This window comes from Candidatus Bipolaricaulis anaerobius, assembly GCF_900465355.1.
In the GTDB taxonomy this organism is placed as follows: Bacteria; Bipolaricaulota; Bipolaricaulia; order Bipolaricaulales; family Bipolaricaulaceae; genus Bipolaricaulis; species Bipolaricaulis anaerobius.
On record NZ_LS483254.1, the window covers coordinates 252,102 to 274,650 of the forward strand.

20 protein-coding genes, 2 tRNA genes and 1 other RNA gene are annotated in these 22,549 nt (G+C 69.6%); 8 read left to right on the forward strand and 15 right to left on the reverse strand.

The window, feature by feature from the left end; all coding sequences use genetic code 11:
* Positions 1-25: 25 nt before the first annotated feature.
* Entirely contained in the window at positions 26-1,153 is a 1,128-nt protein-coding gene (gene dprA / locus BARAN1_RS01225) for a DNA-processing protein DprA (RefSeq protein ID WP_122030527.1), read from the reverse strand.
* Here dprA and BARAN1_RS01230 point away from each other — a divergent pair.
* Entirely contained in the window at positions 1,152-2,138 is a 987-nt protein-coding gene (locus tag BARAN1_RS01230) for a WD40 repeat domain-containing protein (protein ID WP_122030528.1), read from the forward strand. The two genes, dprA and BARAN1_RS01230, sit on opposite strands and share 2 nt — an antisense overlap.
* Positions 2,120-2,587 (forward strand): uracil-DNA glycosylase family protein, encoded by a 468-nt coding sequence (locus BARAN1_RS01235; protein ID WP_174202504.1) that lies wholly within the window; start codon positions 2,120-2,122, stop codon positions 2,585-2,587. Before BARAN1_RS01230 ends, BARAN1_RS01235 begins: the two co-directional genes overlap by 19 nt.
* Here BARAN1_RS01235 and BARAN1_RS01240 read toward each other — a convergent pair.
* Entirely contained in the window at positions 2,526-3,980 is a 1,455-nt protein-coding gene (locus tag BARAN1_RS01240; RefSeq protein WP_122030529.1) for a ComEC/Rec2 family competence protein, read from the reverse strand. The two genes, BARAN1_RS01235 and BARAN1_RS01240, sit on opposite strands and share 62 nt — an antisense overlap.
* Positions 3,981-4,018: 38 nt before the next feature.
* Here BARAN1_RS01240 and ssrA point away from each other — a divergent pair.
* From ssrA to BARAN1_RS01260, 4 genes are all read left to right on the forward strand, one after another.
* Positions 4,019-4,376, forward strand: a transfer-messenger RNA (tmRNA) gene (ssrA, locus tag BARAN1_RS01245).
* Positions 4,377-4,452: transfer RNA gene (locus BARAN1_RS01250), tRNA-Cys, on the forward strand. It begins immediately after the preceding tmRNA gene.
* 14 nt (positions 4,453-4,466) lie between these two features.
* Positions 4,467-4,543, forward strand: a tRNA-Val gene (locus BARAN1_RS01255).
* A 199-nt stretch (positions 4,544-4,742) separates the two neighbouring features.
* Positions 4,743-6,380, forward strand: a complete 1,638-nt coding sequence (locus tag BARAN1_RS01260) for an NAD+ synthase (protein WP_122030530.1) — start codon at positions 4,743-4,745, stop codon at positions 6,378-6,380.
* A 9-nt stretch (positions 6,381-6,389) separates the two neighbouring features.
* On the opposite strand, the gene ftsZ is transcribed toward BARAN1_RS01260, so the two are convergent.
* The 13 genes from ftsZ to BARAN1_RS01325 all read right to left on the reverse strand — a co-directional run bounded on the left by ftsZ (position 6,390) and on the right by BARAN1_RS01325 (position 20,850).
* Entirely contained in the window at positions 6,390-7,448 is a 1,059-nt protein-coding gene (gene ftsZ / locus BARAN1_RS01265; protein WP_122031738.1) for a cell division protein FtsZ, read from the reverse strand.
* Positions 7,449-7,453: 5 nt separating this feature from the next.
* Positions 7,454-8,686 carry a cell division protein FtsA gene (gene ftsA / locus BARAN1_RS01270; protein ID WP_122030531.1) on the reverse strand — a complete coding sequence of 411 codons (1,233 nt, stop codon included), beginning with the start codon at positions 8,684-8,686 and terminating at the stop codon, positions 7,454-7,456.
* A gap of 13 nt (positions 8,687-8,699) precedes the next feature.
* The gene (locus BARAN1_RS01275) at positions 8,700-9,368 is read right to left on the reverse strand and encodes a cell division protein FtsQ/DivIB (RefSeq protein WP_157959366.1); all 669 of its coding nucleotides are present in this window, start codon (positions 9,366-9,368) and stop codon (positions 8,700-8,702) included.
* A complete protein-coding gene (gene murB, locus BARAN1_RS01280) occupies positions 9,365-10,249 on the reverse strand; it encodes a UDP-N-acetylmuramate dehydrogenase (protein WP_122030533.1) in 885 nt (294 codons plus the stop codon). Before murB ends, BARAN1_RS01275 begins: the two co-directional genes overlap by 4 nt.
* Positions 10,201-11,553: a UDP-N-acetylmuramate--L-alanine ligase gene (gene murC / locus BARAN1_RS01285; RefSeq protein ID WP_122030534.1), complete on the reverse strand. Its 1,353-nt coding sequence runs from the start codon at positions 11,551-11,553 to the stop codon at positions 10,201-10,203. Before murC ends, murB begins: the two co-directional genes overlap by 49 nt.
* On the reverse strand, positions 11,550-12,623 hold the full coding sequence (gene murG, locus BARAN1_RS01290) for an undecaprenyldiphospho-muramoylpentapeptide beta-N-acetylglucosaminyltransferase (RefSeq protein ID WP_122030535.1): 1,074 nt from the start codon (positions 12,621-12,623) through the stop codon (positions 11,550-11,552). The genes murC and murG overlap by 4 nt, the downstream gene beginning before the upstream one ends.
* Positions 12,620-13,732, reverse strand: coding sequence for a putative lipid II flippase FtsW (gene ftsW / locus BARAN1_RS01295; RefSeq protein ID WP_122030536.1), 1,113 nt, complete (start codon positions 13,730-13,732; stop codon positions 12,620-12,622). The genes murG and ftsW overlap by 4 nt, the downstream gene beginning before the upstream one ends.
* 62 nt (positions 13,733-13,794) lie before the next feature.
* On the reverse strand, positions 13,795-15,096 hold the full coding sequence (locus BARAN1_RS01300) for a Mur ligase family protein (RefSeq protein ID WP_162297729.1): 1,302 nt from the start codon (positions 15,094-15,096) through the stop codon (positions 13,795-13,797).
* 32 nt (positions 15,097-15,128) lie between these two features.
* Entirely contained in the window at positions 15,129-16,040 is a 912-nt protein-coding gene (ftcD, locus tag BARAN1_RS01305; RefSeq protein ID WP_122030538.1) for a glutamate formimidoyltransferase, read from the reverse strand.
* A 22-nt stretch (positions 16,041-16,062) separates the two neighbouring features.
* On the reverse strand, positions 16,063-16,833 hold the full coding sequence (locus tag BARAN1_RS01310) for an OmpH family outer membrane protein (RefSeq protein WP_122030539.1): 771 nt from the start codon (positions 16,831-16,833) through the stop codon (positions 16,063-16,065).
* Positions 16,834-16,863: 30 nt separating this feature from the next.
* Positions 16,864-19,002: a BamA/OMP85 family outer membrane protein gene (locus tag BARAN1_RS01315; RefSeq protein WP_122030540.1), complete on the reverse strand. Its 2,139-nt coding sequence runs from the start codon at positions 19,000-19,002 to the stop codon at positions 16,864-16,866.
* On the reverse strand, positions 18,999-20,522 hold the full coding sequence (locus tag BARAN1_RS01320; protein WP_122030541.1) for a YifB family Mg chelatase-like AAA ATPase: 1,524 nt from the start codon (positions 20,520-20,522) through the stop codon (positions 18,999-19,001). The genes BARAN1_RS01315 and BARAN1_RS01320 overlap by 4 nt, the downstream gene beginning before the upstream one ends.
* The gene (locus BARAN1_RS01325; protein WP_122031739.1) at positions 20,503-20,850 is read right to left on the reverse strand and encodes a YraN family protein; all 348 of its coding nucleotides are present in this window, start codon (positions 20,848-20,850) and stop codon (positions 20,503-20,505) included. Before BARAN1_RS01325 ends, BARAN1_RS01320 begins: the two co-directional genes overlap by 20 nt.
* A 58-nt stretch (positions 20,851-20,908) precedes the next feature.
* Between BARAN1_RS01325 and BARAN1_RS01330 the strand changes: the two genes are divergently transcribed.
* Positions 20,909-22,195, forward strand: coding sequence for an amidohydrolase (locus BARAN1_RS01330; RefSeq protein ID WP_157959367.1), 1,287 nt, complete (start codon positions 20,909-20,911; stop codon positions 22,193-22,195).
* Between the two features lie 52 nt (positions 22,196-22,247).
* Positions 22,248-22,520 (forward strand): 30S ribosomal protein S15, encoded by a 273-nt coding sequence (gene rpsO, locus BARAN1_RS01335; RefSeq protein WP_122030543.1) that lies wholly within the window; start codon positions 22,248-22,250, stop codon positions 22,518-22,520.
* Positions 22,521-22,549: the final 29 nt, after the last annotated feature.

Below are 22,549 nucleotides of genomic sequence, written 5' to 3' on the forward strand. Positions count from 1 at the left end.
CCTGATCTGTAATAGAAGCTACATTTCACGCACGGACGTACTTCCGGCCCGCCAGCTCCTGGATGTGGCCGGCGAGGACGAGGTCGAGGAGGATCCGGGAGACCTGGGCGTGAGGGAGGCCAGTGCGGGCTACGATCTCCGATGGGTCGAGGGGCTCCTGGGAAAGGAGGTCGTAGACGAGCTGGCTCTCCGGGGGGAGGAGGGGAGAGGGGGGGAGGGGCAATGCCGGCATCCCGAGCTCAGACAGGACATCCTCGACCGTGAGGACGGGCTTTGCCCCCTCCTGGATGAGGCGGTTTGTGCCCCGTGAGGCGTCCGACGTGATCGGGCCTGGGACGGCGAGGACCTCCTTCCCCTGGGCGAGCGCGTAGTCCGCGGTGATGAGCGCCCCCGATCGTTCGGGCGCTTCCACCACGACTACGGCCCGGGCCAGCCCGGCGATGATCCGGTTCCGGCGAGGGAAGGTCCATTGGGCACCGCGTGTCTCCCACGGGAACTCGGACAGGACTGCGCCGCGCTTGGAGATCTCCGCGATGCGGCGCTCGCTCCCCGCCGGGTACGGGTTACCGAGCCCGGAGCCCAGCACGGCGATCGTGCGCCCGGCGGACAGGGCGCCGTCGTGGGCGGCGGTGTCGATCCCCGGGGCGAGCCCCGACACCACGGTCACCCCCCGGCCGGCCAGTTCCGCCCCCAGCTTTCTCGCCACGAGCCGGCCGTAGCTCGTACAGCGACGGGTGCCCACGATCGCCACGGCACACCCGTCGCGGGAGCCCTCCCAACGGCCGAGCATGTACAGGACCGGCGGGGAGGCGGGGATCCCCCGGAGGGGAGGCGGGTAGTCCGGGTCGTCGTGGGTGAGGATCCGCGCCCCAGCCCGCTCCGCCAGCGCGAGCTCCCGCTCCGGGTCCGCGGCCTGGCGTTCGGAGAGGACCTTGTCCCCCACCTCCTGCCGGAGGTCCGCGGGGAGCCCTTCCCCGAGGCAAAGCCACGCCTCGACCGGTCCCCCGCACCGCCGCAGGAGGAGGTCCCGCCGTCGCGGGGTCAGGGACGGGAGGAGGTTCAAACCCACCCACGCCAGCTTGCGGTCCATCACGGTGATGGTAGCCGCCCCCGCCCGGCGTGGGGTAGGATGGGCGTCAAGGAGGGCGGACATGGCACGGCATGTAGGGATCGTTGCTCTGGTGGTGGGGATCGTGGGCGCGGTGGGGGCTTCCCAGGGTGTGGTCGCGGGCAACTTCGACGAGCACGCCCTGGCGCGGGTGGGGGCGGAGACGTTCGCCGTGGCCCAGGGGCGGACGGTGGAGATCCGGTCGTGGGCGGACCCCAGCCGGGCCAGCCGGACTCTGCAAGGAGCGGAGGCGTTCGTCGTCTCCCTCGCTGCCTCCCCCGATGGCCGGCTGATCGCGGCGGGGGACAAGGACGGGCACATAATGGTGTGGGAGATCGCCTCGGGCAAGCTCCTCATGAAGGAGTACGCCCACCGGTTCTCGGTGTGGACGGTGGCGTTCTCGCCGGACGGGACGCTCCTCGCCTCGGGGGGGTTCGACAGCACGGTGCGCCTGTGGGACACGAGCTTGTGGATCGAGGTCGGGCTCCTCATCGAGCCCCGGCTTGTGAATGCGGAGTACAAGAACCGGGCCCACATGGGGTGGGTGCGGTGCGTGACCTTCTCCCCCGATAGCAGGACCCTCGCCACGAGCGGCTGTGACGGGTACGTGCGGGTCTGGGATGTGGATACGCTCCGGCTCAAACGGGATGCGATCCAGGCCGGGATCAACGTGTACTTCGTGGCCTTCTCTCCCGATGGGCAATTCCTCGGGTGCGTCACTAACCCTGGCGAGATCCGAATCTACCGCACCGACACGTGGGAAGAGGCGCTGCGGCTCCGCGCGGAGAGGGTGAGCGGCGGGAGAGCGAGTTCTGTGTACGTGATGGCCTTCTCCCCGGACGGGAAGAGGATCATCTGCGGCGGGTTCTCGAACAAGGTCGAGGTGTGGGACCTGGCGTCACGGGCGATGATCTCCGAGCACCCCGGCCACACGGACAGCATCTGGGGCCTCGTGGTGTTCCCCGATGGCGAGCGGGTGGTGACGACGTCGCGGGATAAAAGCATTTGGCTGTGGAGGATCGGGGGCTAGCTGCGCGGGGGGAGCGGGTGGTGGCCTGCCAAGTCTGCCCGCGGCTCGTCTCCTACCGGGCGGCGGTGGCCCACGCGAAGCGCCGTTCGTTTCGGGAGGAGGTCTACTGGGGTCGTCGGGTTCGGGGATCCTCGCGCGCGGCTTCTCATTGTGGGATTGGCCCCGCTCCCCACGGCGCGGGGGACTTCCTCATGGGCTCCCTCCACCGGGCCAGCCTCGCCCTGGGACGGATCGCGTTCGACGGGTGCGGACGCGCTCTGCGCGAGCTCGGGGCCGACGGACGCCTGCTCCCCTTCGCTCCCGGAGCGAGCTACGCGCCGGGCGCAGGGCTCCCGACCCTCGTTGCCTCCTCCCATCCTTTGCGGCAGAACACCCAGGCCGGCCGGCTCACCGTGGCGATGTTCGATCGAGCGCTGGCCCGTGCCCTGTCTCCTCCCGCGCCGCCTTGAGGAAGAGGATCCCGCCTGCGGCGAAGAGGGACCACAGCCCGAACCCCGGGCCCACCGGAAGCGACGCACCGGGGAGGGACGAAAGCCACCGCACCACGGCGAGGTAGGGACCGACGAGGACCCGTTCCGCCACGAATCCGAGCGGCAGAGGAACGGGGAGCGCGGCGAGGGAGAGGAGGAGGATCCCACCCCATAGGATCGCCCCCGTCCACGGGACGAGGACGAGGTTTGCGAGCACCCCGTACAGGGAGACGTAGCCGAACACGGTTCCAACGATCGGGACTGCCCCTGCTTGAGCACAAAGGGTCACCGCGGCGGTATCCGCGGCCCAGCGGACCAAGCGAGGGAGCTTTCCGCGCACCGCGGATTTTGTCCATCCGGGGAGGAACAAGAGGATCCCCGCCGTAGCGAGGAACGAGAGCTGGAAGCCCGCGTCGAACGCCGACCATGGCCACAGCGTGAGGACGACGATCGCCGCGAGCGCAAGCCCCTGCAGCGGGTCGAGCCACTTCCTCAGGACCCACCCCCGCTCCCAGAGGAGCCAAAACAGGCCGAGGACGGCGAACATGATCCCCGCCCGGATGAGGGAAACCCGCGCCCCGCCGACGAGGACGTAGAATCCAATTGCCGGAACGAGGAGGAGGTACCGCCAGCCAGGGCGGATCCGCAGGAGCCCAAGCAGCCACCACCCCCCCGCGGCGAGGATCCCCACGTGGAGCCCGGAGAGGGCGAGGACGTGGGCCACGCCTGCCATGCGAAACGCCTCCTCGTCCTCGTCGGGGAGCCGGCCCCGGGCACCGAGGAGGAGCGCGGCGAGGAGGTCCGCCGCCCGCGGGGAGAGGGCAGCGTCGAGTCGCGCGACGAGATCCTGCCGGACACGCGATGCCCACCGGGCGGGCCCTGGTCCGCCTGTGGTGAGGACCTCGAGTTCGGCTGCCCAGAACAGGCCATGAATCCCGCGCCGGGCGAGGCTCGTGCGCCACGCCTCCGGTTGCGGCGGCGCCCACTGCCCAACCAGCCTCACCCGATCCCCTGGGCCGACGCGAGGGGCCTGGGGTGCGTACGCGAGGAGCCGCACCGGGAGAGAATCCAGAGCGAGGGTGAACGACACGTTCTTCGCGCGGGGCTCGGGGATATCGAGGACGCGGCCCGTGATCTCTTTCAGATTCGGAAGCTGGAACTGAAGGTAGGGCGGGAGCGCCTCCGTGACCGGGAGGGCGAGGCCCACCGCGAACGCGGCGATCCACAGCGCCACCACCGACCGGCGCCACCCTGCGAGGAGGAGCACCGCTCCCGCCGCGGCCAAGGGAAGGGGCCCGGGGTGGAGGAGGTCACCGAAGGCAATCCCGAACCCGAGGGCTACCCCAAGCCCAGGAAGGAGAGCCCGTCCCATTGGCCATCGCCTCCGTGGGGAGTATAATCAAACTGCTTGGGGGTGACCGGTCTCGACGGGAACACCGAGGCCAGGCGGCAGGCGGAGGTCCGTCTCCTCCTAAATCCGACGGAACGGCAAACAAACGCCGACTATGCAACTGTTCCTGCTTACGCCCTGAACTAGGCGTAGGCCGTCCGCGGCGCCCCCGCCCGTGGGGTGCCGTTAGGGCGTCGACAAGACGGGCTGGTCCAGGTGGCTGGCCTTGGGCGACCTGGATGAAACCGAACGAGGCTGAGGGCCGAACGATCCCGCCCGTGGGAGCGTGACGCCCGAGATGAAAAACGCGGGCTAAGCTTGTAGAAGCCGAAGCCGAGGGGTTTTCGGACGGGGGTTCGACTCCCCCCACCTCCACCAGGCGGCGTAGCCAAGCGGCAAAGGCGAGGGACTGCAAATCCCTTATTCCCCGGTTCAAATCCGGGCGCCGCCTCCAGAAGGGCGGAGGACGGGTGGTTAGCTCAGCTCGGTAGAGCACGCGCTTGACGTGCGCGGGGTCGCAGGTTCAACTCCTGCACCACCCACCACCTGACGGCGCCTCGCCTCCGGCCGCGAACTGGGTATACTTATGCCGTGAGTTCGCGCCCTTCTGCTCAAGGCCCAATCCCACCGCATGCCTCACCTCCCAGCCTAAGCAGGAGGGCGCTGCTCATTTCTTGACGGGGAACGGAAGGGGTGGAACGTCATGACCATGGCTCAGCCGCGGTGCCTCGTGGCGGGGGTCGCGTGAGGATCGCCGTGGGCCAGTTCAACCCCACCGTGGGCGACTTCCCTGGGAACCGGGAGCGGATCCTGCGGCAGGTCGCCCAAGCGCGGCAGCAGGGCGCAGACCTCGCCATCTTCCCGGAACACGCCCTCCTCGGCTACCCGCCACGGGATCTCCTCCATCGCCCGGGGTTCCTCGATGCGGCGGACCGGGAGTTCGCTGCGATCGTGGAGGCGAGCCGCGACATCGCCATCGTGATTGGCCACATCGCCCGCGCTGGGACGCGGCCCGCCACCAAGGCCGACCCATCGGCGGCCGCGTTCGGGGGCGATCTCCTCCTCCACAACGCCGCGTTCCTCCTCGCCGACGGCAACGTCGTCGGGCACCAGGCGAAGCATGAGCTTCCCTCGTTCGATGTGTTCGAGGAGGAGCGGTACTTCACCCGTGGCACGGAGATCGTCGTGCTCGAATGGCAGGGCCTGCGCCTCGGGCTGTCGGTGTGCGAGGACTTCTGGCACGAGGGAGGGGTGCTCGCCGCCCAAGCGGGAGCGGGGGTGGATCTCCTCATCAACGTGTCGGCCTCCCCCTACTTCCGCGGCAAGCCCCTCCTCCGCTACGCCCTCGCCCGGGGATGGGCGGAACGGGCCGCTGTCCCGTTCGCCTACGCGAACCTGGTGGGGGGACAGGACGAGCTCGTGTTCGATGGCGGATCGTTCGCACTTCGGCCCGACGGGGCGTTCCTCCTCTCCGCCCCGCGGTTCGCTGAGGGGTTGTACCTGTTTGACACCGCTGCTCCTCCGGTAGCGCCCCCCCGCCCGGACGGGATGGACTGTGTGCGCGAGGCGTTGGTGGTGGGCATCCGGGACTACATTGAGAAGAACGGGATCCGGGGCGTCGTGGTCGGGATCTCGGGCGGGGTGGACTCGGCGGTCGTGGCGGCGCTTGCCTGCCAGGCGCTGGGGCCAGAACGGGTCGTGGGGACGTTCTTCCCGAGCCCGTACACCGCAGCCGAATCCGCACAGGAAGCGCGCTACCTTGCGAGGACCCTCGGGATCCGCTGGGTGGAGATCCCCATCGAGCCGATCGTGGCCTCCTTCAGCGAAGCCCTCTCCTCGCACATCCCCGTGGTCGGCCTAACCGCCGAAAACCTGCAGGCGAGGGTGCGGGGGGTCCTGTGGATGGCGCTCGCCAACGCGATGGGCTACGTTGTCCTCTCCTGCGGGAACAAATCAGAGATCGCCACCGGGTACAACACGCTCTATGGGGACACGGTGGGGGCGCTGGCCCCGATCGGGGACCTCGTCAAGGCCGAGGTGTACGAACTCGCCCACCTCATCAACGCGCAGGCCCCGTGCCTCCTCATCCCGGAGGGGACCCTCTCCCGCCCCCCCTCCGCCGAGCTGCGCCCGAACCAGCGGGACGACGAGGACCTGCCTCCCTACGACGTGCTGGATCCGATCGTGCGCGCGCTCGTTGTGGAGAACCGGTCTTGGGATGAGCTCACCCGTTCGTTCGACGAAGGCATCGCTCGGGACGTCGCCCGCCGCCTCCGCGCCTCGGAACACAAGCGGCGACAGTTCCCCCTCGTCCTCAAGGTGTCACCGAAGGCGTTCGGGATGGGCCGCCGGTTCCCCATCACCCACCGCTTTGCGGGGTGAGCCGCTGCCCTACGGGATCTCGGGCCGGCGGGAGCGGCGCAGGAACGTGGGGATGTCGTAATCGTCGCGGATCCCCTCCCGCTCCAGCCGCTCGAGGACGATCTCCTCGTTGGCCTCCATGATCTCCCCGCCCTGACCAGCGGGGAACCCGGTCGCGATCACGGTCACCTTCGCCTTCTGCATCCCCTCCCGGATCGCGGCCCCGAAGATGAGGTCAGCTTTGTCGGACAACGCCTCTTGGATCGCGCTCGCGGCCGCGGTGACCTCCTCCAGGGTGAGGTCCTCCCCGCCGGTGATGTTGAGGATCGCCTTCTTCGCGCCCTTGACGCTGAAGTCAAGGAGGGGAGAGGAGATGGACTTGCGGGCCGCCTCGCGCGTCTTGTTCTCGCCGTCGGCCTCGCCGATCCCCATCAGGGCCGTCCCTGCCCCCTTGAGCACGGCCTCCACATCCGCGAAGTCGAGGTTGATGAGCCCGGGGACGGTGATGAGCTCGGTGACGCCCTGGACACCCTGGCGGAGGATCTCGTCCACCAGCTCGAACGCCCGGGTGAGGGGCATCTCGTGGGGGGCGACCTTGAGGAGGCGGTCGTTGGAGATGGTGATGATCGCGTCCACGTTCTTCGCCAGCTGCTGCACGCCCCGCTCCGCGCGCTGGGAGCGGGCCAAGCCCTCGAACGAGAACGGCCGGGTGACGATCCCCACCGTGAGGATGCCCATCTCCTTGGCGATCTCGGCTACGACCGGCGCCCCTCCCGTCCCCGTCCCGCCGCCCATCCCTGCGGTGATGAACACCATGTCCAGCCCCTCAAGCAGGTCCGCGATCTCGTCCCGCGATTCCTCGGCCGCCTCGCGCCCGACCTCGGGATCGCCCCCTGCCCCGAGCCCACCCGTGCGCTTGGTCCCGAGCTGCAACCGGCGGTGGGCCTCCACGATCTCCAGTACCTGGGCGTCGGTGTTCATCACCACGAGCTCGACGCCCACCATCCCAGCCTGGGCCATGCGGCTCACGGCGTTCCCGCCGCCGCCGCCGACCCCCACGACCATGATCTTGGCTGGGCTCTCCCCCATCACGCTCACCCCCGGAGGAAGCTGCGGAACCACCCGAACAGCTTGCCCAGCATCCCTTTCGACCCCCGCGTGCGCTTCGTGGGCACGAAGTCCCGGGTCTCCACCGCGTACTTGAGGAGCCCGATCCCGGTGGCGTAGATGGGGGACTCGACGATGTCCCGCAGCCCGTGGATTCCCTGGGGGAGGCTTCCCACACGGGCGGGGAGCCCATAGCGCTTCTCGATGTACTCCGCGATCCCGGAGAGGAGCGCTGTACCGCCGGTGATCACCACGCCCGCCGGGATGAGGTCCCGGTAGCCGGCGTCCTCCACCTCCTGCATCGCGAGGTCGAGGATCTCCTCCACTCGGGGCTCGATGACCTTGGCGAGCTTCTTTCGCGACACCTGTTTTGTGCTCTCCCCTCCGATCGTGGCCACTTCAATCTTTTCGTCATCGCCCACCGAGTCAACGAGGCAAGTTCCGTACTGTTTTTTGATTCGCTCCGCCTCTTCGATCGGGGTCTGGAGGCCCACGGTGATGTCGTTCGTGATATGTTCGCCGGCGATGGGGATCGTCTTCGAAAACCAGATATCCCCGCCGCGAAACACGGAGATGTCGGTCGTTCCCCCGCCCGAATCGAGGAGGACAACGCCCAGCTCCTTCTCCGCTGAGGAGAGGACCGCCATCGCCGAGGCGAGGGGCTCGAGCACGATCTGGGAGATCCCGATCCCCACCGCTTCCACGCACCGCACGAGGTTGTGGACCGCGGTCACCGATCCGAGCACGATGTGCACGTCCACCTCGAGGCGGGTCCCGGTCATCCCTACCGGGTCGGTGATCCCTTCCTGGCCGTCCACGATGTACTGCCGGGGGATGACGTGGATGAGTTCCACATCCGGGGAGAGGGGCATCGTCCGTGCGGCCTCCACCACCCGCCGTACGTCCTCGGCGGTGATGATCCGGTCCGGCCGCGTGATGGATACGGTCGCGGAGTTGTTGAGGGAGCGGATGTGCTTCCCCGCGATGCCGACGTAGGCATTCTGGACCCGCACATCGGCCATGTTCTCCGCTTCTTCCACCGCTTTGCGGATCGACTGCACGGTGCGGCCGATGTCGACCACGACCCCCTTTTCCAGGCCCCGCGACGGCGATGTCCCCAGACCGATGACCTCGATGTACTCGTCGACCACGTTGGCCACCAGACAGGCCACCTTGGTCGTCCCGACATCCAACCCCACCATCAGCCGCTCCCGACTCATCGAACCACCACCTTCATCTCGTTCGCTTCAGGATCACCTCGTCGCTCACGCGGAAATCCACCGTGGCGCACTCGGCAAGCAGCCCTCGCTTCCATAGTTCCTCCAGGATAGCAAGTCGGTCCCCCAGTTGGCCAATCTCGCCCAAGAAGAGGGTCGGGGACCGGTCCCCCTTGGCGATAACATTGGTGGGGTCAGAGATATCGAACATCGGGAACCTCTCGCGCACCGTGGGATCCAGTCGCGCCACGGCCCAAGCGGCCTGCACCGCCTCCGGGGACACCCGCGCGCCATCCCGGCGGGCCCCGACCACCACGGGTGTCGTGCCGGGCTCGAGGATCACCCCCTCGGCATCCACCCACACCGTCGCCCCCCCTTGCAGCTGTACCTGCACCGCCGGTTCCCTCTCTTTGATCTCCACTTCCACCCGCTTCCCAAGCGGGCGCACCCGGATCGTCACATCCAAAACCCGGGGGTCGCGCTGAATCCAGTCCGCGATTCCCCTCGTTTGTAATCGAAGTACATTAGCACCGAGCAGAATACCTGTCAACTGTTCGGCGGCGACGTAACGCGTGGAAGAGACCCACACTTCCCCCACCCGCCACCAGCCGCCCCAGCGCAGGGCCACGCAAATGGCGATGAGGAAAGAACAAACGATGCACCCGACCCGGGCGGCGCGGATCACTCCCCCACGACCTCAAGCTCCAGCTTGAGCCAGACCCCGAACTCGCTTACGACGGTGTCCTGCACACGATCCACGAGCTCCAGGACGTCGGAGGCGCGGGCGTGGCCAAGGTTACAGATGAAGTTGGCGTGATGTTCCGAGACCACGGCATCCCCGATGCGCGCGCCCTTGAGGCCACACTGGTCGATCAGCCAGCCCGCGGACCTCCCGTCGGGCGGGTTTCGGAACACGCACCCCGCCGATGGGAGCCCCAGCGGTTGGCTCTTGGCCCGCTCCCGGAGGAACGGGGCCAGGTCCTGGCAAGGCTGGAGGCGCAGCCCGACCGCGAGCACGGGGAGGCGCAGCCGGCGGAACAGGGAGTCCCGGTAGGTGAAGCCGCACTCCGCGGGGGAGAAGGTGTGGACGCGCCCGGTGGGGAGGAGGGCCTGGACCCACACCACCTGTTCTGCGATGGAGCCGTGCCTCGTCCCAGCGTTCATCGCCACCGCCCCCCCTACCGTGCCCGGGATCCCGGCGAGGGCCCACGCCCCGCGGCGGGCGACCCGGGCGAGCGGCACCCCGGCTCCCACCCGGAGGAATTCCCCTTCCTCATGCCAGGAGCGCAACCCGGCGGTGGAGAGGACGAGGCCGGGGAACCCCCGATCGGGGATGAGGAGCTTGGACCCACCGCCCAGCATCCGCCACGGGAACCCATGGCTGCGGGCTCGCACCACGGCCTCCGCCAGCGCGTCCTCGGTGGGCGGCTCGTACAATGCGAACGCCCTCCCACCGATCCGGAACGTGGTGTGGGGGGCGAGAAGTTCCTCGGCCCTCAGCCCTCCGGGGAGGTCCCTTAGGATCCGTAGGAGAGCCCGTGCGCCATCTCCCGCGCCAGCTTCCATATGTCTCCCGCGCCGAAACAGGCCACCACGTCCCCCGGCTGGATCGCCTCCGCTGCCGTATCCAACGCCGCGTCGAGGCTGTCCCGATAGACAGCGTTCCCCCCTGCGCCGCAGATCGCCTCTGCCACGTCGCGCCCGCTCACGCCGGGGATCGGCCGCTCGAACGCTGGATAGATCCGGGACACCACCACCTGGTCCGCCCGCGCGAGCACCGTCCCGAACGCGCCGGCGAGGGCCTGGGTTCGGGAGTAGCGATGAGGCTGGAAAATGGCGACGATCCGCCGGTCCGGCCACCCCAAGCGGAGCGCGGCGAGCCCGGCCGCGACCTCGGTTGGGTGATGGGCATAGTCGTCCACGACCAGGTAGCCGTTCTCCTCGAGGACCTCCAGCCTGCGGCGCGGCCGGGCGGCCGTGGGGAGCGAGAGCACGAGGTCGCGGAGGGGGATGTCGAGGAGGACGCCGGCCGCGAGAGCGCCGAGCGCATTGAGCACGTTATGCGGGCCCGGGCCGGGGACCTCGACCTCCCCTGCCTTGTCCCCCCGCAGGAGGAGCTCGAAGTTCGATCGCTCCCGGTGGTACTCCACGCCCACCGCCCGCAGGTCTGCGTGAGGCGAGAGCCCGTACGTGAGCGGCCTGTGCTGCGACCGAGCGGCGTCGAGGGCGATTGGATCGTCGGCGCACACCGCGACACGATCGGCGCGGGCGACGAACCGCGCGAACGCCTGCCTCAGCCCCGCGAACCCGCCGTAGGTCCCGATGTGGTCCGTGTCCACTGAGGTGAGGACCGCCACCCGGGGGGTGAGGCCGACGAACCGCCCGTCGGACTCGTCCACCTCGGCCACGAACGGTTTCCCCCGGCCCAGGACCGCGGACGGAGCAGCGGGCACTTCGCCTCCGACGTAGTAGCCCCCCTCCCCGGTGACGTTCGTCACGAGGTGGGCGGTCCAGGCGGCGGTGGTGGTCTTCCCGTGGGTGCCGACCACCGCGACGAGATCCCTCCCCCGGATGATCGTCCCGAGCGCGGGCAATCGGGGCCAGCACGGGATCCCGCGCGCCGCGCGGATCTCCGGGTTGGCGGGCGAGATCGCGGACGAGTACACGATGGCGTCCACCCGGTCCGGCACCTGCTCCGCGCGGTGCCCGACGTGAACCTCGGCCCACGCCCGGAGGGCCATCGCGCGGGCCGAATCCCGGATGTCGGACCCGGAGATCGTGGCCCCCCCTTCCCGGAGGAGGTGGGCCAGCGCTGCCATCCCCTCGCCCCCGATCCCGATCAGGTGAACCCGTCCTGCGAAGCCGTTCATATTCGTATGCCCTCCACGAGTGAGATGATCGCCTCCGCCGCCCGGCGGGCCGCCTCCGGCCGGGCGGTCGCCCGCGCTGCCGCGGCCATGTCGCGAAGCCTGCGCTCGTCCCTCCACAGCGTGCTCACGAGCTCCCCCAGCTCACACCGGGCTCGTTCCTCGGGCACCACAACGCACCCCCCGGCCGCCGCCATCGCCTGCGCGTTGTCGTGCTGGTGGTGTCCGGCGGCCCCGTTCCACGGCACGAACACCGTTGGCCGACCCGCGGCCGCCACCTCCGCCACCGTCGTGGCCCCCGCCCGTGCCACGACGAGGCGTGCCTGGGCCAGGGCATCGGAGAACGGGTCCGCGTACGGCACCACCTCCGCCGCCACCCCTGCCCGGGCGAGCGCAGCGGTGGCGTCCTCAACCGGGACCGCCTGCCCGGTGACGAGGCGCAGCCGCAGGCCGGGGGTCCGCGCCAGCTCCGGGGCGGCCCGGAGCATCGCCTCGACCAAGTTCCGCGACCCAAGCGACCCTCCCACCACGAGGAGCTCGTCCCCGAGCTGGGAGGGGACCGCCGCCACCTCCCTCCGCACCGGGTTCCCGGTCACGAGCGCCCGCGCGGTCCGGGGGACCCCGTGGGTCGTCGGGAAGGAGAGGAGCACCCGGTCCGCCAGCCGAGCCAGGGTCCGATTGGCAAGGCCCATCCGCGCGTTCTGTTCATGGATCACGGTTGGAACGCGGAGGAGCCACGCCGCCACCACGGGGGAGAACGCGGCGTGGCCCCCGGTTCCAAACACGACGTCGGGCTGGAACTGGCGCACGAGGACGAGCGCGCGGAGGAGGTTCCCCGCTGCGCCCACGGCGGAGCGAGGCCACGTCCACGGCCGGCGGCGGTCCACCCCGCGTGAGGGGAGGGCGTAGAACTCGATCCAGGGGTGCCGCCGCACCACCCTCCCTTCGAGCCGAGCAGGGTCGCCGATCCACCCCACCCGGGAGAGCGCGCCCTGGGCGCGTAGCTCCTCGACCACGGCCAACGCTGGGTACACGTGGCCCCCCGTGCCCCCTGCAGCCACGAGGATCCTCATCCCTTCCCCCCCGGCACAAGCACCCCTACGGTAGAGTGCCGGCCCGCGCGGGCCACGCCGAGGATCAGCCCGCCCAAGATCAGGCTCACCATGAGCGATGACCCGCCATAGCTGAGGAACGGCAGCGTCAGCCCCTTCACCGGCATCACCCCTACTGCCACCGCCAGGTTGAACAGGGCCTGGAACCCGAGGAGGAACGATGCCCCCCATGCGTAGAGGGCCCCCAGCCGGTCCGGGGCCTGGCGGGCCGCGCGAAACCCGAGGACGACGAGGGCTCCCAGGAGGCCAATCACGCACAGCGCGCCCACGAGCCCTGTCTCTTCAGCTACGATGGCGAACAGGAAGTCGTTGTGCGCTGCCGGAAGGTAGAACAGCTTCGCCCGGGACGCCCCGAGCCCCCGGCCGAACAGGCCGCCCGAGCCGACCGCGACGAGCGATTGGAACGTCTGGTAGCCGTACGTGTCCCGGTACGCCTCGGGGTGGAGGAACGCCACCAGGCGCTCCACCCGGTACCGAGCGAGGAACAAGACCACGCCCGCCACGGGCAGCCCGCCGAGGAGGGTGAGGAGCAGGTGGCGCAGGGGGACGCCCCCCACCCAGAGGAGGAACCCCACCGTGACCACGTACAGGAGGAGCATCCCCGAGTCGGGCTGGAGGAGGAGGACCAGTCCGAACAGTCCCAGGATAAAGAGGTACGGGAGGACCCCTTCCCGGTAGTTCTTCACGCGATCCCCACGCCGGACGAGGGATCCCGCCACATACAGGATGAGCGCGACCTTGCCCACCTCGGAGGGCTGGAACTGGAATGGGCCGAGCCGTAGCCAGCGCGCTCCGTCGGCGAGGGGTGGGATGAGGGTGAGGACGAGGAGGACGAACACCCCCCCGATCAGGAGATCATCCACCTTCTCCCACACGTGGTAATCGAGCCGCCACAGCACGACCAGGCCCACCAGCCCGAGCACCCCCCCCACGATCTGGCGCTTGAGGAGCGCCCAGGGGTCCCCGGTCAGGCGGACGGAGAGGGGGAGGCTCGCCGAGGACACGAACAGGAACCCGGCCAGGAGCAAGAAAGAAAGGACGACGGCGATCCTGCCCTCGAGGCTCCCCATGGCGAACGTAGTATGGCGCACATGTCCCCTCCCCCGAAGGACCGCGGGGGCCGCTCCCCCGGCTATCGTTCCGGGGACGAGGTGTTGGCTGTCCCTCCCTCAGGGGACAGACCGGCCGCGGGCCGAGCGAGGGCAGAGAAGGCGCGCTGGAAAGCGTCCCCCCGTTGAGCGTAATTCGTGAACTGATCGAAGCTTGAGCAGGCCGGGGACAGGAGCACGGTGTCCCCGGGCCGGGCGGCGCGGTACGCCCGGCGCAGCGCGTCGGTCGGGTCGTCGGCCATCTCGTAGGGGATCGCCGCCGGTGCGAGGAGGGCGGCGAAATAGGCCTGCGACTCCCCGATGAGGACACAGGACCGCACCTTGTCCCGCAGGATAGGGACGAGGGCATCGTAGCCCCCCCCCTTGTGGCGGCCCCCAAGGATGAGCACCACCCGGCCCGGGATCGCGGCGAGGGCGGCGGCGGTGGCGTGGGCATTTGTGCCCTTGGAGTCATCCACGAACGCGATGCCCTGGACCTCCCCCACCCGCTGCAGGCGGTGGGGCTGGTGGAGGGCGGGGGCGATCGCGCGGGAGGGGGGAGGGGAGGAGGCAAGGCCTGGGTACGCGGCGCACGCCGCGGCCCACGCCGCGGCGAGATCGCGACGGAGGTGGTCGGGCATCCCATCCCCCCACCCCGCGGGGAGGGCCACCCGATCGTAGTCCACGCACCGCGCCCGCGGGGAAACCTGCGCCAGGACCTCCTGCGCCAGGACCGCGGCGTCCTCGTCCGCCTGGCGCGCGAGGAGCTTGGCCTTGGCCGCGAAATAGGCAGCGAGCGTCCCGTGGTGGTCAAGGTGGTCGGGCGCGAAGTTGAGCCACACCGCAACCGTGGGACGGAAGGCCTCGACCCACTCGAGCTGGTACGAGCTGACCTCGAGCACCCACGGCCGGCCCTCCACCTCGCCCACGGTGGAGATCGCCGGGCACCCGATGTTCCCTGCGACCACGGGATCCCAGCCCGCGGCACGGAGGATCGCCCCCACGAGCGCGACGGTCGTTGTCTTCCCGTTCGTGCCGGTGACGGCGATGAGGGCCTCCGGCCGGCCGAGGCGGAAGGCGAGTTCGATCTCCGACCAGATCGGGATGCCCCGCCGTCGCGCCTCCCCGAGCACGGCCGCCTGCGACGGCACGCCCGGGCTCGGCACGACGAGGTCCGCCTCCACCCCGCGCCCCGTGTGCCCACCCTCTTCCCATTCCACGCCGTAGCGGGAGAGGAACGCCCGCTCGTCGGGGGCAAGCGATCGTGCCTCGGAGACGAAGAGGGACACCCCGCGGGGGGCGAGGGCCTCCACCACGGCCTTCCCCGTCCGGGCGAGGCCGATCACGCTCACCCTGCGGAACGGGAAGGGTGGCTCCATCAGCCGTCCGGGGCGGAAGAAATCCGCCGCTCGAGGACCTGGTCGGGGGAGAACCGCTCCAGCCTCAGGTAGTGGTCCGCCGCCGAAAACAGCGCCTCCTCCGGGACCAGGCCCACGATCTCCGTCCCCACCACCGCTACCCCATGCCGGGCCGCCTCGCTGCGCACGAGGTCGAGGGCCCGGGCGAGGGGGGTCTTCTTATAGTTGGTGAGGTTCATCGAGACCTGGACGATCCCCCGATCCGCGAGGGCCACGCCGAGGGCCTTCACGTAGCGGAGGCCACCGGAGGAGCCGCGCACGGCCCGGGCGATCGCCTTGGCGACCTTGAGGTCGGCGGTACCGAGGTTCACGTTGAACGCGATCAGGAACTCCCGGGCCCCGATCGCGGTTGCGCCGGCGGTGGGGTGGAGGACCCTCTCCCCGAAGTCGGGGGCCCACTCCTCCCGGAGGATCTTGTCCGCGAACCCCTCGAACTCGCCGCGGCGGATCTCGGCCAGGTCACGGCGCTCGGGGCGGCTCGCCGCTTCCTCGTACAGGTACACCGGGACCCGAAACCGCTCCCACACTTCGCGGCCGACGCGCCGGGCGAGGGCCACGCAGTCGGCCATCGTCACCCCCCGCACCGGCACGAACGGGACCACGTCCACCGCCCCCATCCGCGGGTGTTCGCCCCGGTGGAGGCGGAGGTCGATCCGGGGGAGGGCGGCCGCGAACAGGCGGAGGATCGCATCTGCCACCCCGTCGGGGTCCCCGACGAGGGTGAACACGGTGCGGTGGTGGTCGGGGTCAGACTGGACGTCGAGGAGCCGCACCGTGGGCCCGCTCTGAAGTGCCGCGGCCATCGCCTCGATCGCGGCCCGATCCCGGCCCTCGGACACGTTCGGCACCGATTCGACGAGGCGCTCCCCCATCGTCAGGCCCTCCGTTAGGCGATCAGCGGGTTGGGAACAGGGCCCACAGCCGTCCTTCTACGTCCGAGGAGAGGTCGATCACGGTCGACTCGCGGCGGAACATGACCACATCCTTCGTCCTCAGGACGAGGTCGTAGCCCTTCTCGTTCGCGACCTGTTGCGTGATCTCGAGGATCTTCGCTGCCGCGACCTGGGTGAGGAGTTGATCGAGCTGTTGGAACGCCGTCTGGAGCTGCTGGAGGCGCTCGTTGAACCCGGTCATGTCGAGGATCGTGACCTGGGCTTCCTTCACCGCCTTCTCGACCTCGTCCACGATCGGCTGGGCCTGGGTCCGCAGACTCTGGAGGTCCGTCCGCAGGGTGAGGAACCCTGGCGAGGCGATCATCTTCTCGAGCATCGCCAGGTTCACCTGGAGCGAGGCCTGGATCAGTTCCGCCTGCAGGCGGAGGTACCGCTGCTGGTAGGCGTCCAGCTTGATCTTCCCCGCCGCGTAGTCGGCCTGAAGGGTTTGGATGTCCCGTGCCTTGGCCTCCATCGCCGCCCGCTCCGTCTGGACCTGGGGAAGGAACACCCGCGTGAACAGGGTCTCTGCGTCCACGACCCCGACCCGAAGCCCGCCCCCGCTCGTTGTGATCCCCGCGACCCTCGTTTCCAAGCTCGCTACCCGCTCGGTGAGCTTCGCCACGTCCCCCTCGGGGGACTTCGCCGGGAACGCAAAGCTGCCCACGAGGCCGCCCACGAACCCCAGGATCAGAGCCCCTGCGATCAAACCCACGATCCACTGTGTCTTCATTGGTCTCCTCCGTACTGGGTGAACTGTACCCTAGAACATCGGGCTCATCCCGAACTCGAACGCGGGGACCCACGTCGGATCGCGGTCGTTGGGCCACGCGAGCGAGATCCGGACAAACATCCCCGCCACATTCGCCGCGAGCTCCAGCCCGCAGGACGCCTTCACCGTCCCATCCCACGTTGCGCCGAGGTCTGTGAACAGGGAGATCCACGACCCCGCGGCGATCTCCACCCGGAACTCGCCGTTGAGGAGGCCGTGACGATCGGTGCGCACGCTCTTCGCTCCCCGCACCGAGTCCACGCCCCCCAGGCTGAACTGGTACCTCTCGGGAAGGTCCCAGCCCCAGCGGACCATCGCCCGCCAGGCGAGGACCGCCCGCGCCTCCCCGCGGAGCCCGGAGAGATCGAGGGGCGAGAACCCCGCGAGCTCCGCGTTCAGGGCCAGGTACTCCACCCCCGGGGCGAACGTCCCCGCCTTCTCGAGCGACATCCGCCCCCGGCTCCCGGTGCGGGGGAAGAACGGGCTGTCGCGGTCATCGTAGGAGAGCCCGACCTCGGCGGACGTTCGCGGTTCGAGGGCCTCCCGGTCGGGGAGGGTCCACGCCTGCTCGCTCGTCAGGCCCAGCGACAGGTCAAGGTAGGGGGCTAGCGGGTAGGCCACGGCCGCCCGGCCGCCCACGGTCACCGTGATCGGGTCCTCGTCCGACTCCTTACGGTAGAGGTCCAGGCTCACGAGGTCGAACACGGGGAACGAGTGGCTGTCAAACGAGAGCCCCCACGTGGTCGACCCCCCTCCGGTGAGGCCCCGGTCGAGCGATAGTGACAGGTCGATCGCCTTCCCGAGCACGTTCTTCTGGTTGTAGGTGAGGTTCCCCACGATCCCGTGGTCCTGAGGGGAGAACGCCAGGTTTCCCCCGATGCTCCCCAGCTTCTCGATGTCGGTGACGGTGACCTTGAGGACGAGCTCGTCGGCGGCCCACCGCGGTTCGAGGACGACGTCCTGGAAGTACCCGAGCGCCATCAGCGCCTGACGTCCGGCGGCGAACCGTCCCTCGGTCAGGAACTGGCCAGGCTGGAGGCCCATCACCCGCTCGATCACCCACCCCGCGGTGCGGGTGCCCTCGTCGACCTCGATCCGGCTGATGCGGCCCTCCTTCACCGTCACCGCGAGCCGGGTTCCCTCCACTCCCTCCCCTACGAACTCCACCATGAAGAACCCCTCCCGCCGGTAGTAGTCGTAGACGGGGCCGAGGGCCTGGAGGACATCGTAGTTCGTGGCCGGCTCCGCGGGCAGGGGTCCGATCCGGCTGCCGACCTTCTCCACGGGGAACGCCGTCACGCCGCGGAGGTCGATCCCGGTGAGGGGGGTCGGGACCGGAAGGAGGACCCGCTCTACGAGGTCCCAGATCAGCCACAGGCCGCCCTCGCCCGCTTCCGCCGCCACCGCTCCGGATTCGAAGAACACGGACCGGCCGAGTCGGCCGAGCGAGGCCTGGATCTCGGAGATCCTTCCCACCTCACCCACGGGAACGGAGACGAGCTTCCGGGCCTCCTCCTCCGGGATGGTGGACAGGCCGCGGAAGCGGTGCCCGACGATCACCAGTTCCTCGACCCGGAACACGAGCTCCCCTCCCCTGAGATCGGGCACGATCTGGACCGTAGCCCAGTCCATCTTCTGGTACTCCTCGACGAGTGCCCCGAGCGCTGCCTCGAGCTTCGTCTGGTTCAGGACCTCCCCCTCGTTCACCCCGTGTGCGGTGAGGACCTCCCGTAGCTTGGCCTCGGAGGGGCGGTTCCCGCCGCGGATGGCCTCGTTGAGCCATGACCAGAGGGTGCCTTGCCCCTTGGGCGCGGGTGGCAACCCCTCGAACACGATCCGTTCAATCTGCGGGTATTCCACAACCCTGAACCGCACGATAACCAGGTCCCCCTCGAACGCGAGCTCCGGGGTCACCTGCATGAAGTAGCCGAGCCTCTGGATATCCTGGACGGCGGCGAGCACCTCGTCCCGCGTGACCTGCTCGTCCACCGCAAACGGCACTGCGGCCAGGATGTCGTTCGTGGGGACATGATCGTTCCCCACGACCTCGATCCGCCCCACGGTGAACTCCTGGGCCAGCGCGAGCCCCGCCCAGCTTGCGACTAGAAGGATGATCCCTAGCTTCTTCACGCTGTTGCCTCCTCTGGAAACGCTCGGTACTGCAAGGCTTCCGCCACGTGTTCGGGCTCGATGGTAGCGGAGCCGGCGAGATCCGCAATTGTGAGGGCGACCTTGAGGGTGCGGACGTAGCCTCGTCCGGTGAGGGCAAAGTGGTCCACCGCCCGGCTGAGGAGGGCCTTCGCCTCCGGCCCGATCCGGCACAGCCGCCGCACCTCCCGCGGCCCGATCTCGGCGTTCGTGCGGGTCGAACCAGCGAACCGTCGTTGCTGGACCTCGCGCGCCGCGGCCACCCGCTTCCGCACCGCCTCCGATGGCTCCCCTCCCCCGTCGGCGAGGAGTTCATCCCGGGTGAGGCGGGGCACCTGGACGAACAGGTCCACCCGATCGAGGAACGGCCCGGACAGGCGCTTGCGGTAGGCCACCACCTCGTGGGGCCGGCACCGGCAGGGGCGGAGCGGGTCGCCGAGGTGCCCGCATGGGCAGGGGTTCATCGCCCCGACGAGCATGAACGACGCCGGGAACGTGATCGACGTCCCGGCGCGGACGACCGTGATCCGGCGCTCCTCCAACGGCTGCCGCAGCGCCTCCAGCACCTTGCGATCGAACTCCGGCAGCTCATCCAGGAACAGGACCCCGTGGTGGGCGAGCGTGATCTCGCCGGGACTGGGGATCCCGTGGCCACCTCCCACCATCCCCGCGTAGGACACGGTGTGATGGGGGGACCGGAACGGGCGCCAGCAGAGGAGCGGCCGCCCGGGGGGCAGAAGGCCGGCCACGGAGTAGATGCGCGACACCTCCAGCGCTTCGTCGAAGGTGAGCGGGGGGAGGATCCCCGGTAGGCACTGGGCGAGGAGGGACTTCCCCGCCCCCGGCGGGCCGACCATCAGGATGTGGTGTGCCCCGGCCGCGGCGATCTCGAGCGCCCGGCGGGCATGTTCCTGGCCCCTCACGAAGGAGAGGTCAATCCAGTCCGGCGGTTCCTCCGCGGGGACCGTCCGCGGGGCGGGAGGGATCGTGTGCTCCCCGCGCAGGAACCCGACCGTCTCGCCGAGGGACGCCACCGGATGTACGGCGAGTCCGTCCACGAGCGCTGCCTCCGCCGCCGAGGGGGCCGCCACGACCGCCCGCCCGATCCCCGCCTCGTGCGCGGCGAGGGCCATCGCCAGCGTCCCCCGCACCGGCCGCAGGCTCCCATCGAGCGCGAGCTCGCCCAAGAAGACCGTGTCCGCGGTCGCCTCCGGGCGCACCTGGCCGGTGGCGACGAGGAGGGCCACCGCCAAGGCGAGGTCGAACCCCGCCCCCTCCTTGCGGAGGTCGGCCGGGGCGAGGTTGGCCGTGATCCGGAGCTGGGGGAAGGAGAGGCCCGCGTTGCGGATTGCGGACCGGACCCGTTCCCGCGCCTCCGAGACCTCCTTCTCGGGGAGCCCGACGATCGCGAACCCGGGGAGGCCGGGGCTGACATCGCACTGGACCTCGATCAGCCGCGCCTCGATCCCGTACGGGGCAGCGCTAAGGACCTGGGCGAACATCCTCCTCCCGGAACGCATCGCGGATGTGGTGCAGGCCGTGGGGCCCTATCGCCACCACGTCGAACCGCACCGGGACCTCGGGCTCCCCCCCGAGGAAGGCGAGGGCCGTCCGCCACAGCCGATCGCGCTTGCCGCGGGTGACCGCCTCTTCCGGAGTCCCGTGCGCGTCATCGGCACGGGCTTTCACCTCCACGAACACGACCGTGGGGCCGTCCCGGGCGATGATGTCCACTTCCCCGCCCCGCCAGCGCCAGTTGCGGGCGACGACCCGCATCCCTTGGGACCGCAGGTGCTGGCAGGCGATCTCCTCCGCTCGTTTGCCGTCCATCGCTCCCGATCATAGCCCAAGTAGCCGAAAACGGTCGTGGATCCGTATACTGCATCTCGTGAGCATCCTCGTCCGCGGCACGGCGGTCGTGCAGCGTGCGGAAGACGGCGTCGTCCCGCACGCCGACGTGGTGATCGAGGGCCGCCGGTACGAGGCGATCCTCCCCTCCGGGGGGGCCACGGAGGAGTTCGACCGCGTGGTGGACGGCGAGGGATGCCTCCTCGTCCCCGGTCTCGTCAACGCCCACACCCACCTCGCGATGGCCCTGTTCCGCGGGTTGGCGCGCGACCTCCCCCTCGACCGGTGGCTGGCAAACGAGATCTGGCCTCGGGAACGAAAGCTCACCGCCAAGGACGTGTACTGGGGTTCGCTCCTCGGGCTGGCGGAGATGATCCGGGGTGGGACCACGGCGTTCGCGGACATGTACTTCTTCATGGACGAGGTGGGCCGGGCGGTGGAGGAGGCTGGGCTGCGCGCCCTCCTCTCCTACGGGATCATCGCCCCGACCCCGGAGCGGATCGAGCCCGAGCTGAAGAGAGCGGAGGAGCTCGTCCGGACATGGGAAGGAGCGGCGGATGGTCGGATCCGCACAGCGTTTTCCCCCCACGCCCCTCTGACCTGTTCCGCCGATGGATGGCGCCGCGCCGCGGCACTGGCCCGCGAGAATCGGGTCCCGATCCACACCCATCTTGCGGAGACGGAACAGGAGGTCGAGCGGATCCGCGCTGAGACGAAGCACTCGCCCGCTGAATGGCTGGAGGAGCTGGGCGTGTTCTCCATCCCCGTCATCGCGGCTCATTGCGTCCACCTCTCGGAGAAGGACATCGAGATCCTCGCCGCCCACGGGGCGACCGCGGTCCATTGTCCGACCTCGAACCTAAAGCTCGCCGCGGGGATCGCCCCCGTCCAGGAGATGCTCCGGGGAGGGGTCAACGTCGCCCTGGGTACAGACGGGGCGGCGTCGGCCGGAGATCTGAACATGATCGAGGAGATGCGGCTCGCCGCCCTGCTCGCCAAGCACCGGGCCCGCGATCCCGGGGCCCTACCCCCCGGGGAGGCCCTGCGCTGCGCCACCACCCGCGGGGCGATCGCCCTTGGCCTGGGGAAGGAACTGGGTACAATCGAGCCTGGACGACGGGCCGATGGTGTGCTCGTCCGCATGAACGGACTCCATGTCTGCCCCGGCTACGACCCGCTCGCGGACCTCGTCTACGCGGCGCAAGGGCTCGATGTCGAGGCGGTGTTCGTGGACGGACGGCCGCTCCTCTTGAAAGGGGAGATCCAGACGCTTGACGTGGACGAGATCAAGGGGCGGTGCCGACAGCTTGCCCGTCGGTTCCGCTAACTGAACCCTTCTCAGGCGCGCCAGCTTGAGATCGGGCGATTGGAGGTGGAGTGTGGCGCTTTCGAAGGAAACGAAACAAGAGACGATCAGGAAGTTCGCGAAGAATCCGACGGATACAGGTTCGGCCGAGGTTCAGGTTGCGCTCCTCACGGCGCGCATCAACCAGCTCACCGAGCACCTGCAGGTCCACCGCAAGGATTTCCATTCCCGCCGCGGGTTGCACAAGATCGTGGGACAGCGCCGGCGGCTGCTTCAGTACCTGCGTCGCACCGACCCCCGTCGGTACGCGCAGCTCATCCAGGAACTCAACATTCGAGGTGTGTGACGGGCATGCCACAGGTAGAGATGATGCTT

Excerpts from the sequence above, each read along its gene's own strand:
- ftcD (WP_122030538.1), bottom strand. The coding sequence starts at position 16,040 with ATGGGGGAGCGCCTCGTCGAATCGGTGCCGAACGTGTCCGAGGGCCGG.
- BARAN1_RS01230 (WP_122030528.1), top strand. The coding sequence starts at position 1,152 with ATGGCACGGCATGTAGGGATCGTTGCTCTGGTGGTGGGGATCGTGGGC.
- dprA (WP_122030527.1), bottom strand. The coding sequence starts at position 1,153 with ATGTCCGCCCTCCTTGACGCCCATCCTACCCCACGCCGGGCGGGGGCG.
- murG (WP_122030535.1), bottom strand. The coding sequence starts at position 12,623 with ATGAGGATCCTCGTGGCTGCAGGGGGCACGGGGGGCCACGTGTACCCA.
- murB (WP_122030533.1), bottom strand. The coding sequence starts at position 10,249 with ATGGAAGCTGGCGCGGGAGATGGCGCACGGGCTCTCCTACGGATCCTA.
- ftsW (WP_122030536.1), bottom strand. The coding sequence starts at position 13,732 with ATGGGGAGCCTCGAGGGCAGGATCGCCGTCGTCCTTTCTTTCTTGCTC.
- BARAN1_RS01325 (WP_122031739.1), bottom strand. The coding sequence starts at position 20,850 with ATGGACGGCAAACGAGCGGAGGAGATCGCCTGCCAGCACCTGCGGTCC.
- ftsA (WP_122030531.1), bottom strand. The coding sequence starts at position 8,686 with ATGAGTCGGGAGCGGCTGATGGTGGGGTTGGATGTCGGGACGACCAAG.
- ftsZ (WP_122031738.1), bottom strand. The coding sequence starts at position 7,448 with ATGGGGGAGAGCCCAGCCAAGATCATGGTCGTGGGGGTCGGCGGCGGC.
- BARAN1_RS01310 (WP_122030539.1), bottom strand. The coding sequence starts at position 16,833 with ATGAAGACACAGTGGATCGTGGGTTTGATCGCAGGGGCTCTGATCCTG.
- BARAN1_RS01320 (WP_122030541.1), bottom strand. The coding sequence starts at position 20,522 with ATGTTCGCCCAGGTCCTTAGCGCTGCCCCGTACGGGATCGAGGCGCGG.
- murC (WP_122030534.1), bottom strand. The coding sequence starts at position 11,553 with ATGAACGGCTTCGCAGGACGGGTTCACCTGATCGGGATCGGGGGCGAG.
- BARAN1_RS01240 (WP_122030529.1), bottom strand. The coding sequence starts at position 3,980 with ATGGGACGGGCTCTCCTTCCTGGGCTTGGGGTAGCCCTCGGGTTCGGG.